We start from the raw sequence: 12523 nt of genomic DNA, 5'->3' as shown, positions 1-12523 counted from the left end.
TTCTCATTATTATGATAATAAGACTATGAAATTTCCAATTTTTTAGAAAGGGTGAATTTTATGGTAGATACAGAGGTAATTGATTGGTACTATATAACTCCTAACACGTATTTAATTGAACCTGTAGAGCATAAGGGAAAACATTGCTCGCTTGTCTATGACAAATTCGGCATTTTTTACGTTGACAAAAAACCTTTGAAGCTTGTGGGTGATACTTTAAAAAAATTAGGTACTACTTACAAAGCATCAACAGACTTTTCAAAAAGGTTTTTTGGTAAGGAGAAGCACAAACTTCCAATCGTTTTGTCTTATGATCAACCTTACGCCTTTTTCCCGCTCTTATCACCCTATTCTTCTAAAAATATTTGGATAGCTCAGCACGCGATTATCAACATACAAAAATGTGAAGATAGTACAATCATAACTTTAAAAAATGATTATGAAATTACTTTACCAATACACTATCCTTCTTTTTGCACTCAATACGTATGCGCAACAATGCTTCTGAAATTCGCTTTGAAACAAAGGGAAGCCATTCATAAGGAATTAAGCCTTCTACAGATTGCTAAAGAAAAAGAAAATGCAATTATTGAATAGCTGAATGTGCTTGTGATGCCTTATTTAAGTACAAATTTAGCAATTCTTCAACCCGATTTCTCAACCGAATATTCGAATATCGTCTAACCTCTAAAATTTGTTTGTAATGAAAATGATATTCAGTAAATAATTCATCTCTTTCACCTTGGACAACTTTTAAATAATGGCTTTTTAAATATGCTTTTACATCTTGTAAATCTCTTTGTGCCAATTTTTTTGCTTCTTCAATTAAGTGGACATAAGGGCGCTTTAGCTTAAATTGTCCATGCTCTATTAACTCGTAATCTTTTTCTAAAACGATGAGCAGCATCGGTAAATAGATGGCTGATTCCAAATACGGGACAGCTTCAATGGGAATATGCGCCACAAAAACTCCTCCCTACTAAATTTAATGATTATCAAGAAGGGAACGTATGTTCTTTTAATATTATAATACATCTTCGTAAGAAAAATGCAATGACTTATAAAAAAATTTGACTCAGCTATTGACAAAATCGGTGAAATTAGTTAAAAAATATAGTAAATAAAGAAATTGTATCCAGTTCATTCAAGCTTATAAATTATTTAAAGGCTTGAATCAGGATATGATTTCTGATGAGTGCACTTCATTATATAAAGGAGTAATTGCAAAACCCTTTTCATTTCCGATTGGCAACGATGCAACCAATCGGATTTTTTTTATCTATAACAATCCTTGAGGAATAAAAACATCGTCAAAGTTTCTCTCACTAAAAGACTTATACCCGAAAAAATACACAATGGAGTTAATTTCATAATTCTCACCCCTTGATGTTCAAGGGATTCAAGACAATAAAAAATGGGTACCTCCCCAAATTTCGTTATAATGGTAAGTAACCAAACAAACCATACGAAAGAGGTGAGTACCCTATGACTATCGTAAAACAAATTTCTCTTTTTGACATCCATCAATTATTAGAAATGGAAAGTTCCCATCGTTATGATGTCATTTTTAGTGTGATCGACATTCAGCCTATATTTCAATTGTTTTCTAAAAAGACATTGAAAGGTGCACCACGTGAATGGAATGATGGTGCAATGATTCAATCGCTGATTATACGTATTGTCGAACGTATTCCGACTATCAAGGATTTAGTCAAACGTTTGGTCCATGATCCTTTATTTCGTTTCGACTGTGGATTCCTTGTGTCTGATGTCGTACCATCTGAAAGCTCTTATTCACGCATGATTCAAGTCATTAGTGAATCAGATGTGCTAGATTAAAATGAACGATACACTCATCAAAACAGCAATGTTGGAAGGCTTTCTACATGATGAACATGTCGCCATCGATGCGAGTCACTTTGAAGCTCGTGATGCTTTCACACCATCAGAAAAGAAAGCACCTAAAACTCCTAAAAAACGTGGTCGTAAAACTAAAGCTGAACGAGCTGTTTGGTTAGCCGAACAAGTAGAGAAAAAAGGAAATCAATCAACCTATGAAAAAGAACTGAAAGAACAGCTGGATATCCCATTAGAAACCCTTTGGAAGGATGTACCGATTGAGCCAAAATGGGGTGTGAAAAAGAATAGTAAAGGAAAAAATACATTCTGGTTTGGTTATAAAGCCCATTTAGCTGTTTCGACGAAAAGTCAATATATCATCACTCGTTTGATGTCCTCAGGTAATTTAAGTGATTGTAAAGCTGCGATTCCATTATTGAAAAAACTTCATCACTTAGGAAACGGACTTTTTACAATAGCTATATTTGATGCTGGTTATGATGTTGAACCTACTTACCGTCAAGCCGTATCACAGTCCATGCGAGTCGTGATTCCTTACAACGTTCGCCGAGAAGGAGAATATATAGGATTCGATGAACATTTTCGTCCAACCTGTGTGCGTGAACATAGTTACCAATATGACAGCTTTGACGCTAAGTACAATACATTAAAATTCACACGTCCAAAGGAATGTGCAACTTGCCCATTACGAGAAGACACCCTTTGCCAAAAAGTTTTCAAAATCAAATGTGATATAGATATCCGTAAATTTACCTATCCAGCACGTGGGACAGAACGATGGAAACAGCTTTATCAAAAACGTACAGCAGTCGAACGCGTTAACGCTTATTTAAAGGAATACTTTCAATTAAACAATGTCCGTCATCGTACAGGAAAGAAAGCAAAAATGCATTTCAATCTGGTGACGTTAATTTATAATACCTGCAAACTAGCAGTTGATCGAATCAATGCTTTATTACAGCAACAAAACCAAGTTGCATAATAAAAAAAAAAACGAAGTTTTTAGTATAGGGGTACTCTATACTTCAGAAAAACTATGATTTATGAAATTGATTCAGATATATAGAAATTCAGAAGATTGTTAAAAGAATAAAGGCAGCCCCTATTAATATACATAATATTCCTAAGCTTAATATCCATCCTAACAAATTATCTAAACTTAAAAATCCAATAAATGTAATAAAATATACAAATATTCTCTTAATCTTTGATACTTCTTTTACCATTTTTAATTCTTTCTTAAATTCAGAATATCCCACAGGGATTAAAATAATACCAATAATAATTAATATTATGCCTATAAGAATAGTAACCATCAGATATTGCCTCCATCAAACTTGCTGATAAAAACATTAAATTTTTATTCCTTAATTATTAAATGAGCATTTTGCAAAATTAGATTTTTTGGATAAAAGTATAAAAAATAAAGCACTCGACAAATAGCTACCAGCATGTTATTTTACAAAATATTACAATAATCCTGTTTTTGGGCATACCTGCAGAATTTTTCACATTGAATTTTTTTAAGCGGCTTTCTTCCCTTTATTTTCCTTTGCCATCGCTAGCGCTGAAACAAGTAATACAATAGCGTTCAGGTAAATATGGCTCTTTACTTTCTCAATTCCCCATACATGTAGGGAGTTCGACGTAAGGTAGCTTTTCATTCTTGAATTACAGCGTTCTACACTTGTCCTCTCGTTGTAAAGCTCTTTCCAACGTTTTGTATCACGGTGCGGATTGGAATATCGGCGCACATCCTTTTTGATGTCGACTTTTACCACCATTCCATAGTTGGAAGATGAACAGGCTGCCATTCCTAATGGGCAATCCACTTTGCCGGTTGCGTGAGGACATCTGAACTTGAGCTGGTCCTTATCAGCTCCCCAATAAGTCATTTCATAACCCATGGAACAACGCGGAGTTCCATTGGAAGAAATCCCTTCAGGAGGCTCTTTTTCGTTGCGCAAATTGAGCGGGATAATGGCTTGCGCTCCAATGTTTTTGGCTGATTCATAGTTTTTTAGTTGGTCATATCCGCCATCCATGATCAGAAATTCAATTTTGGATTTGGTACGCTCTGCCACTTGCTCGATTAATTCTGGTGCGACTTCTCCATCGTTCACATGGGCAGGGGTTACTTTTATGGCCATTGGCAGTTCGCTTGCGGTATCGACTGAAAGATGCATCTTATAGCCAAACCAGGTAATTTTATTGCCGAAGGAATCATATTTTGCGCCCCAATTGGCATTACCCGTTTGTTCACTACGCTTTTTGGGCTGTTTCTTTTCATAGGCATCAATGGCGGCACTGTCGATGGCCTGGTGGCTGCCGTCAATTATTCCTTCCTCCTGAGCTAACTGTACCAAGTCAAGGAAGATCTTTTCAGCCAGCTTTTTTTTGGTAAGTGCTGCAAAAACCCGGCTGAGAGTGGAGATAGACGGTGCGGGGCGATCAATCGATAAACCGCATTGATAACGGAAACGAAGGTCTTTATCCAATCGATGATGAAGGGCGGTAAAGGTGTCGATGCCTTCGAGTGGGGCAGCGATGAGAGCCCTTAGAATCCCTTCTCTGGAATGACCGTCAGCCCCTCGGGGTGAAGAACTTCTCAACTGTTTAGCATAAGGGCGTAAATCAAGCGAGCTAAAAAAGATAGGTAATTTCTCTTTTGACTCTAATTTTTTCAGTTCTTCAAAGGAAAATAGGCTTTCTTGTAGAATATACAAAGTGACTTCCTCCTTTTGAATTTTTTGTTGTTTCGTCACTTCAAAAATTCTACATTTTAGGGGTGAAGTCCTTTTATATGTCTTTGAAATCCTTATGGCTCTTGGGTCAAAAAATATGCAAAATGCTCAAATATCATACCAAACATAATATACCATTTACTTCAAAGAAAACAAATTATTTATTAACATTTTTTAAATTTTATGTTAAATTTATACAGTAGGTGATTTTAATGGCAGTAATATCTAAAGTAAAATCAACTTTGAATAGTTGGAGTGAACCAGATACAGTAAAAAATGAAATTGCAAAGAAATCAGCTTCGGGTGCAGCGATAGGTGCGGCAACAGGACATGCAGGGGCTACATTACTTAGCACAGTGCGTGGCAAAAATTCAGAATTACCTAAAGTTGGGGCAACTGGTGGAGCAGTAGTTGGAGCAAATATAGGTGCCATAAATGGAGCTTTTACTGGCTCTTTAAAATATGCTGCTGGAAATACTGCTAAATTCTTCGGACTAACAGATTAATAGAGGTAATCTTTCGTGTATATAAAAAAAATAACATTATGTGAATATGTTAATGAACAATTTGAACCTGTTAATAAGAAAAACATATTCTATTCAACAGATTTGAGTATTCAAGTCTTAGTACAATTAAATGAAATTCGACAAGATACTTTCATAAGATTCCATTGGTTTAAATTCCATAATGGAGAAGAACAAATAGTAGGTATTTATGAAATACCTATTATAGGAAAAAAAGGTATATCTCCTAGACACGCTATAGCTGGAATTGATATACCTATGTTAATGGAAGAAGAGCCAAATGGATTGTCTGAAAAATGGAGCATATTAATCGAAATTGAAAACCAAGTTGAAAAACGATATTTTGAATTAAAAAAAACATAAAAACTACGATAAAGAATTGAAATCGAGTATTCAAATAGGCACTACTTCAACTTTAGACTTTAAAGCGTAAATTATAGTTAGTTGTAAGAAAGGGAGCTGACATCCCAACCCTTTAATCCTAATGAGCTAGTGGCTAGAGTTAAAGCCCACATTGCACGATACGAACGATTAACAAACCGTCACCAACCAAAACAAGAAATTCGAGTAAGGGGGCTGGTGATTGACCAGGAATCCCGTCGAGTGTTTATTAATGATGTGGAAAAGATTTTTACTGCAAAAGAATTCGATTTATTAACTTTATTAGCTACTAATCCTAATCGGGTATTTAGTAAAGAGCATTTATTTGATCGAATATGGGGCATAGATGCTGTCGGTGATATTTCTACAGTAACTGTCCATATTCGAAAAATTAGAGAAAAAATTGAAACAGATCCATCCTCCCCAGTGTTTATTGAAACGGTATGGGGAGTCGGCTATCGATTTAATGATTAAGTAGAAAAGAAGCCTTAAATTCTTAGGGCTTCTTTTTGTCTATTTAAGAAATGGCTAATAGTTATTTTAGAATGCCTCTGTATTCTAGTACCTAGAACGAAGGAGGTTTTTAGATTTGGACAATTTACATGTGACGAAATTTCAAAAATTGAGTAGATACTTATTCTTTCTAGGAGCAGCTCTATTTTTAATTAGTGTAGCGATTCAAATATTTACAGCGGGATTGGCGATATTTGTAATACCAACCCATTGGTTATCCCATATAACTTATATACATTTATTCGGGTTTAACGTTCCAATATTTTTACTATTATTCGCTTATCTCGGAAAATTACCACGTTGGGGTTACCTTTACGTATTTGGCCTCATGTTTGGTGTATTTGGTATGTATTTACAGCGAATATTACATCAAGTATCCCGTGGGTAGGAGCACTACACCCTCTTATGGCAGTTTTCTTATCTTATGTGTCATATCAATTATTCATAAATACTGCAAAACTTATTTTTATAAAAAAGGTGGAATCAAATTAACATGAGAGTATTTCTATCGATTATTGTTGGTTTAGTTGGAGGATTTATATTAGGAATTGCATTATCGAGCTTTATTGGTATTATCTCAATAACATTATTTAAAGTACCGATGGGGATTAAATATTTACCTTACTACACAGCAATTTTATGCGCAATCATCCTACCTATGTATGAGCTAAAATTGAAAACACAGTAATTAACTTACGAGACTTTCAGTTTATTTTAAAATTATAGGCAGATTCAATAATCCGAATCTGCCCTCTTACAATTTTCAAAACATTAAACCTCATTTAATTGTTTTTAAAAAGGCAATATAATCAGTCGGTGTTCCTTCGTAGCCCATTTGTCTAATCATTGCAGCGGTATTTCCCCTATGGTAAGTTCCTGGTTTACAAGATGTTAAAATCAAATAATTGGATAACTATAATGCCGCAGCTCCACCATCAATTGAAATCACTGCGCCGTGGATATAGGATGCTTCATCACTAAGTAAAAAGGCTACAACATTAGCTACTTCATGGGGCTGACCTAGTCTACCCATTGGCACTGCTTCCGCCATTGCTTGAATTGCTTCTGGTGGAAATGCTTTTACCATCGGTGTCTCATTCGTACCTGGAGCAATCGCATTGATTCTTATATTTTCTCTGCCATATTCCCCTGCGATCGTTTTTGTTAAACCGATAATTGCATGTTTCGTTGCAGAGTAAGCACCTAGCGTAGGGATACCTACAACTCCACCTAATGATGCAGTATTCACAATTGAACCTCCGCCGGTTTTTAACATCTCATTCGCTACATATTTTAGCCCGTAAAAAGCACCTTTTAAATTCACGTTCACAATCGCCTCAAATTCATCATCGGGACATTCTAAAGTGAGTACACCCGATCCTGATATACCGGCATTGTTGAAAAACATATCAATTTTTCCAAAGCGTTCTACAGTTTCAGCAACGTATCGTTTTACATCTTCCACTTTACTAACGTCCGCTTCAATAAAAATGGCATCTACACCTATTTCTTTACATAGCTTTACCGTTTCATTTCCTTGTTCCTTCGACACATCTACAATACTAATATTTGCACCTCGTTCGGCAAGTTTAATTGCCGTTTCCCTACCAAATCCGCTTCCGCCACCTGTAATGATTGCTGTTTTTCCTTGCATGCCAAACACTCCTCTTGATGTTCATCTTATCTCTATTTTTAATCCACTGTTGGTGGTAAACATTGTATACCTACACTTATCACCTTTCGGTCAATCTTTTATTCAACTACATGGACTTTCATAGTATAAACGCGACATTAAATTTTTATCAACGATAGGAATAGTCTAGAAAAAAAATTGCATTTAAAATCGAACTTCTTATGAACTTTTGTAAATTTATCATAATTAATACAAATTTGTTTCCTTCTATATAACCGACGGCTAATTTCTTCTCTTAATCACAATACCCTTCCTTTTTTTAGCAATTTATACAATAAAAAAACCGAAATAAGCAGATTTACACTACTATTTCGGTACTGAAGTTCTCTTCATTTCTTAAAAAACTCACTTCTTTAAAGATTGTTTATTAATCATAATCATTTTCTCGGTCAACTTTTAATATTTGTCCGTTTCTTGCAAGAACTTCTACTTCGTATATCATTCCTTCTGCTGTCATGATAAATACTTCATAAACTAAAACACCATTTTCTAAATCCATATCTACATGCATAACTCTTCCAGGTACTCTTTGAAGTGCTATTTCTTGAGCTTGCTGCATTGTAATTCGTTGATTATACATTGGTTGATTACCGTATGGAAACTGATTCAACTGAAACTCCCCCTCATAAATCAAGTCACTTATTAATATGCAACTAATAAGTTTTAGGTTCCTGTACGATAGGGGTTGCTTGTACGATGAATACACGTTAGAACATGCAAATAAAAATAAAAAGAATTATGATTTCCCATTTCAAATTAATGTGGCTTCGATAAAGTTTTTATTAAACATAACTGAGTTAATTTCATAATTCTCACCCCTTGATTTTCAAGGGATTCAAGACAATAAAAAATGGGTACCTCCCCAAATTTCGTTATAATGGTAAGTAACCAAACAAACCATACGAAAGAGGTGAGTACCCTATGACTATTGTAAAACAAATTTCTCTTTTTGACATCCATCAATTATTAGAAATGGAAAGTTCCCATCGTTATGATGCCATTTTTAGTGTGATTGACATTCAACCTATTTTTCAATTGTTTTCTAAAAAGACATTGAAAGGTGCACCACGTGAATTGAATTATGGTGCAATGATTCAATCGCTGATTATACGTATTGTCGAACGTATTCCAACTATCAAGGATTTAGTCAAACGTTTGGTCCATGATCCTTTATTTCGTTTCGACTGTGGATTCCTTGTGTCTGATGTCGTACCATCTGAAAGCTCTGATTCACGCATGATTCAAGTCATTAGTGAATCAGATGTGCTAGAGAAAATGAACGATACACTCATCAAAACAGCGATGTTGGAAGGCTTTCTAAATGATGAACATGTCGCCATCGATGCGAGTCACTTTGAAGCTCGTGATGCTTTCACACCATCAGAAAAGAAAGCACCTAAAACTCCTAAAAAACGTGGTCGTAAAACGAAAGCTGAACGAGCTGTTTGGTTAGCCGAACAAGTAGAGAAAAAAGGAAATCAATCAACCTATGAAAAAGAACTGAAAGAACAGCTGGATATCCCATTAGAAACCCTTTGGAAGGATGTACCGATTGAGCCAAAATGGGGTGTGAAAAAGAATAGTAAAGGAAAAAATACATTCTGGTTTGGTTATAAAGCCCATTTAGCTGTTTCGACGAAAAGTCAATATATCATCACTCGTTTGATGTCCTCAGGTAATTTAAGTGATTGTAAAGCTGCGATTCCATTATTGAAAAAACTTCATCACTTAGGAAACGGTCATTTTACAATAGCTATATTTGATGCTGGTTATGATGTTGAACCTATTTACCGTCAAGCCGTATCACAGTCCATGCGAGTCGTGATTCCTTACAACGTTCGCCGAGAAGGAGAATATATAGGATTCGATGAACATTTTCGTCCAACCTGTGTGCGTGAACATAGTTACCAATATGACAGCTTTGACGCTAAGTACAATACATTAAAATTCACACGTCCAAAGGAATGTGCAACTTGCCCATTACGAGAAGACACCCTTTGCCAAAAAGTTTTCAAAATCAAATGTGATATAGATATCCGTAAATTTACCTATCCAGCACGTGGGACAGAACGATGGAAACTGCTTTATCAAGAACGTACAGCAGTCGAACGCGTTAACGCTTATTTAAAGGAATACTTTCAATTAAACAATGTCCGTCATCGTACAGGAAAGAAAGCAAAAATGCATTTCAATCTGGTGACGTTAATTTATAATACCTGCAAACTAGCAGTTGATCGAATTAATGCTTTATTACAGCAACAAAACCAAGTTGCATAATTAAAAAAAAAAACGAAGTTTTTAGTATAGGGGTACTCTATACTTCAGAAAAACTATGATTTATGAAATTGATTCGATTAAATGTATTTTTCAATTTATCATGATGATAAATTGTAAAGTTATCATCACATTCAGTGTGTATAAACTTAACGCCATTTCCTTTATGTCCATAATTTGGTTTTAACGCAATTTTTTCATACTGTTCACAATATATTAAAACTTCTTCAGCAGACTGGATATGATGTGTTGGAATCAAATGCTTTTGAATAACCGAGCCTTTATCAAATAAACGTTGATATTCTGACTTACTTATTCCTAATCGTTTAGTTGTGAATGGAATTCCTTTAGATTCCAGTTTGCGATATAATTTGTACGGCGTAGCATCTGTTTGTGGTAAATCGTTGTAAACAACGTCCGGAAATTCAGAATACCCGCTCTTCCAGACACCATTGACTAAACGTTTACATTTTATAATTTCATTCTCAAAATCTACATCATGAATATTAAAAAAAATCGCTGAGCCATTCAATTCTTTTACGTTCATAGCTGCCATTCTATCAATAATTGTTGGAGTTTTATATGCTTTTAATATTCCAACTAACATATCCGCTCACCTCCCTTTATTTAAACCCCAACCTTTATATCATCAACCACGAATTGCCAATAGTGTTTCGTTGAAAGCACAAGTTTAGTAATATTGTAGTAATTCGCATCTAACCAAAATGGTCCTAATGCTGACAGCGTATATTCTTCATCAACCACTAATTTTTCTCCACGCCATGCACGTACTTCTAAAGTTTCACCTTCTGCGTTATTTAACCAAGCAACACTAAAATATCCACCATAGAAGTCAAATCCATCTTCTAACGAAATTGTTACTGGATGCCCAGAAGAATTATAAGCTACGAATTCTCCAGAAATGGTACCGTTTGTATATCCCTCACCTTTATATAGCTTATTATGTGTCACGACAAAGTTTGTCCAATTTAAACCAGCTACCCCATTTGGTATTTTTTGAATCGTTGAAAGAGTAATATCTTCAAAATCAACAATATGAATCTTAGGTTTTGTTTCTTTAATTACTTCATCTCCCAAAATAATTGTAGATATTTTTACAGGTGCACGATTTACATTAATTACTCTCTCATAAGTTTCATCCATAAGTTTCGATATAAATTTTATTTTCCAATTTCCTGCATCAGCAATAAAAGAGTAACTGCCATCTTCCTCTAATGGACATCTTCCTCTAATGGAACTTCTCGCTCTTTCCCGCCTGGTGAAGTTGCTTTAATAACTACGTCACTAGTTGTTGCGTTGCTTACCGTTCCATCTTTTTCCCTTTTCTTTACAATTCCACTTACTGTTAGTATTGGAGCAATACCTACTGGATCTGGAACCTTATCAACAATAATACCTGGGCGTGTATGCGGAGCCTCCATATAAGTAGCTGTTTGAATTTTATTATTGCTTGTAATTTCCCATCCATCAGGAACAATTACTTCAAAAACATATTCGCCTGGCTCATAAACGTCGACTTTTTCTTCTGTTAATGAATGTGTGAAATTTGCAAAACCATTTAAGTTAGAACGTCGGACAACCCAAGTTCCATCAGGACGAGTCATTTTTACTGCGATTTTCATAAGAGGTTGGTCATCTACATCGTAAACTCCATTTCGATTCAAATCATTGTATATGTAGTTAGAAATGTTAGGACCTACTGCTTTAATTGGATACCAATTAGTCCGATTTGCGTAATAATTATTTTTATTCGTAAGCGCCAAATATCCCACACCTTCTAACCATTTTGATGTTTTGTGATAATGAGATCAACATCAAAAGTTAGGAGGTTTTTATTTTTATGTCCCCAGATGAACGAAAACAATTGTGGCAACAACGAATTGAATCTTATCGATCTAGTGGAGAGTCAAGTGTAAAAGCTTGGTGCAAACAAAATCAAGTAGGTCATCAAAGTATGTATAAATGGATGAAAAGACTAGAGTTAGAGACAACTGAAACTTCACGGACTTCCCCTCAATGGCTAACTGTTGAAGTATCCCATCCGTTGGATGAAAAAAACTCCCCGCTCATCGTTAACATTGGAGAATTTTCCATCGAAGTAAAAGAAGGTTTCAATCCACTCCTTTTCAACGAAGTGGTTCAGGTGCTGAAAACACATGTTAAGTAAAACACCCATTCAACATGTTTATTTAGCAGCGGGGGCAACGGATTTACGCAAGTCGATTGATGGATTAGCAGCCATTGTTCAAATGAGCTTTCAGTTAAATCCTTTCTCTTCTAATCTCTTTGTTTTCTGTAATCGGAAACGAGATAAATTGAAAATTCTCCATTGGGATCACAATGGGTTTTGGTTGTACTATCGTCGTTTAGAGAAAGGGGTCTTTCAATGGCCTGATGAAAGAACTCCCGGCCCTTTGTGCATCACTCCCCGCCAATTCAGTTGGTTGCTCGATGGTCTTTCATTTGAACAAAAACAAGCACATGAACAAGTATCAGCTAAAATCATGGTTTAA

17 protein-coding genes and 2 pseudogenes are annotated in these 12523 nt (G+C 35.3%); 10 read left to right on the top strand and 9 right to left on the bottom strand.

What is annotated here, in order from left to right:
* The first annotated feature begins 60 nt into the window (after positions 1-60).
* A complete protein-coding gene (locus tag UtA1_RS06795; RefSeq protein WP_096550487.1) occupies positions 61-597 on the top strand; it encodes a competence protein ComK in 537 nt (178 codons plus the stop codon).
* Here the strand turns inward: UtA1_RS06795 and UtA1_RS06790 are convergent.
* Positions 587-964 (bottom strand): hypothetical protein, encoded by a 378-nt coding sequence (locus tag UtA1_RS06790; protein WP_016839245.1) that lies wholly within the window; start codon positions 962-964, stop codon positions 587-589. The two genes, UtA1_RS06795 and UtA1_RS06790, sit on opposite strands and share 11 nt — an antisense overlap.
* Positions 965-1485: 521 nt before the next feature.
* On the opposite strand from UtA1_RS06790, the pseudogene UtA1_RS06785 reads away from it, so the two are divergent.
* Positions 1486-2842, top strand: a pseudogene (locus tag UtA1_RS06785) (transposase).
* Positions 2843-2930: 88 nt separating this feature from the next.
* Here the strand turns inward: UtA1_RS06785 and UtA1_RS06780 are convergent.
* Both UtA1_RS06780 and UtA1_RS06775 read right to left on the bottom strand, forming a co-directional pair.
* A complete protein-coding gene (locus tag UtA1_RS06780) occupies positions 2931-3176 on the bottom strand; it encodes a hypothetical protein (RefSeq protein ID WP_096550486.1) in 246 nt (81 codons plus the stop codon).
* Between the two features lie 207 nt (positions 3177-3383).
* The gene (locus UtA1_RS06775) at positions 3384-4586 is read right to left on the bottom strand and encodes a transposase (protein ID WP_096550485.1); all 1203 of its coding nucleotides are present in this window, start codon (positions 4584-4586) and stop codon (positions 3384-3386) included.
* A 230-nt stretch (positions 4587-4816) separates the two neighbouring features.
* On the opposite strand from UtA1_RS06775, the gene UtA1_RS06770 reads away from it, so the two are divergent.
* From UtA1_RS06770 to UtA1_RS06750, 5 genes and pseudogenes are all read left to right on the top strand, one after another.
* Entirely contained in the window at positions 4817-5110 is a 294-nt protein-coding gene (locus tag UtA1_RS06770) for a hypothetical protein (protein ID WP_096550484.1), read from the top strand.
* Between the two features lie 15 nt (positions 5111-5125).
* A complete protein-coding gene (locus UtA1_RS06765; RefSeq protein ID WP_096550483.1) occupies positions 5126-5491 on the top strand; it encodes a hypothetical protein in 366 nt (121 codons plus the stop codon).
* Between the two features lie 105 nt (positions 5492-5596).
* Positions 5597-5983, top strand: a pseudogene (locus UtA1_RS06760) (winged helix-turn-helix domain-containing protein); the annotation flags it as partial.
* Positions 5984-6098: 115 nt separating this feature from the next.
* Positions 6099-6410, top strand: a complete 312-nt coding sequence (locus tag UtA1_RS06755; protein WP_096550481.1) for a DUF6220 domain-containing protein — start codon at positions 6099-6101, stop codon at positions 6408-6410.
* Between the two features lie 105 nt (positions 6411-6515).
* Positions 6516-6710: a DUF5957 family protein gene (locus UtA1_RS06750; RefSeq protein WP_096550480.1), complete on the top strand. Its 195-nt coding sequence runs from the start codon at positions 6516-6518 to the stop codon at positions 6708-6710.
* Between the two features lie 90 nt (positions 6711-6800).
* On the opposite strand, the gene UtA1_RS06745 is transcribed toward UtA1_RS06750, so the two are convergent.
* The 3 genes from UtA1_RS06745 to UtA1_RS06735 form a co-directional block, all read right to left on the bottom strand.
* Positions 6801-6869 carry a hypothetical protein gene (locus tag UtA1_RS06745; protein WP_096552438.1) on the bottom strand — a complete coding sequence of 23 codons (69 nt, stop codon included), beginning with the start codon at positions 6867-6869 and terminating at the stop codon, positions 6801-6803.
* 66 nt (positions 6870-6935) lie between these two features.
* Entirely contained in the window at positions 6936-7676 is a 741-nt protein-coding gene (locus UtA1_RS06740; RefSeq protein WP_096550479.1) for an SDR family NAD(P)-dependent oxidoreductase, read from the bottom strand.
* A 406-nt stretch (positions 7677-8082) separates the two neighbouring features.
* Complete coding sequence (locus UtA1_RS06735) at positions 8083-8325, bottom strand: PepSY domain-containing protein (protein WP_408647328.1); 243 nt, start codon at positions 8323-8325, stop codon at positions 8083-8085.
* A 311-nt stretch (positions 8326-8636) separates the two neighbouring features.
* Here UtA1_RS06735 and UtA1_RS06730 point away from each other — a divergent pair, with 311 nt between their 5' ends.
* Complete coding sequence (locus UtA1_RS06730; protein ID WP_096550478.1) at positions 8637-9992, top strand: transposase; 1356 nt, start codon at positions 8637-8639, stop codon at positions 9990-9992.
* Between the two features lie 37 nt (positions 9993-10029).
* Here the strand turns inward: UtA1_RS06730 and UtA1_RS06725 are convergent, their stop codons facing one another.
* The 3 genes from UtA1_RS06725 to UtA1_RS06715 form a co-directional block, all read right to left on the bottom strand.
* Positions 10030-10596: a YheC/YheD family protein gene (locus tag UtA1_RS06725; protein WP_096550477.1), complete on the bottom strand. Its 567-nt coding sequence runs from the start codon at positions 10594-10596 to the stop codon at positions 10030-10032.
* 20 nt (positions 10597-10616) lie between these two features.
* Positions 10617-11153: a hypothetical protein gene (locus tag UtA1_RS06720; RefSeq protein WP_096550476.1), complete on the bottom strand. Its 537-nt coding sequence runs from the start codon at positions 11151-11153 to the stop codon at positions 10617-10619.
* 68 nt (positions 11154-11221) lie between these two features.
* Positions 11222-11773 (bottom strand): SdrD B-like domain-containing protein, encoded by a 552-nt coding sequence (locus UtA1_RS06715; protein WP_096550475.1) that lies wholly within the window; start codon positions 11771-11773, stop codon positions 11222-11224.
* A gap of 77 nt (positions 11774-11850) precedes the next feature.
* Between UtA1_RS06715 and tnpA the strand changes: the two genes are divergently transcribed.
* Positions 11851-12177: an IS66 family insertion sequence element accessory protein TnpA gene (gene tnpA, locus UtA1_RS06710; protein ID WP_096550474.1), complete on the top strand. Its 327-nt coding sequence runs from the start codon at positions 11851-11853 to the stop codon at positions 12175-12177.
* Positions 12167-12523: an IS66 family insertion sequence element accessory protein TnpB gene (gene tnpB, locus UtA1_RS06705; RefSeq protein WP_096550473.1), complete on the top strand. Its 357-nt coding sequence runs from the start codon at positions 12167-12169 to the stop codon at positions 12521-12523. The genes tnpA and tnpB overlap by 11 nt, the downstream gene beginning before the upstream one ends.

The sequence above is a fragment of the Ureibacillus thermosphaericus genome, assembly GCF_002370195.2.
GTDB lineage: Bacteria > Bacillota > Bacilli > Bacillales_A > Planococcaceae > Ureibacillus > Ureibacillus thermosphaericus.
The sequence above is the reverse complement of the archived record's forward strand: the minus strand, read 5'-3'. Positions and strand labels throughout refer to the sequence as shown.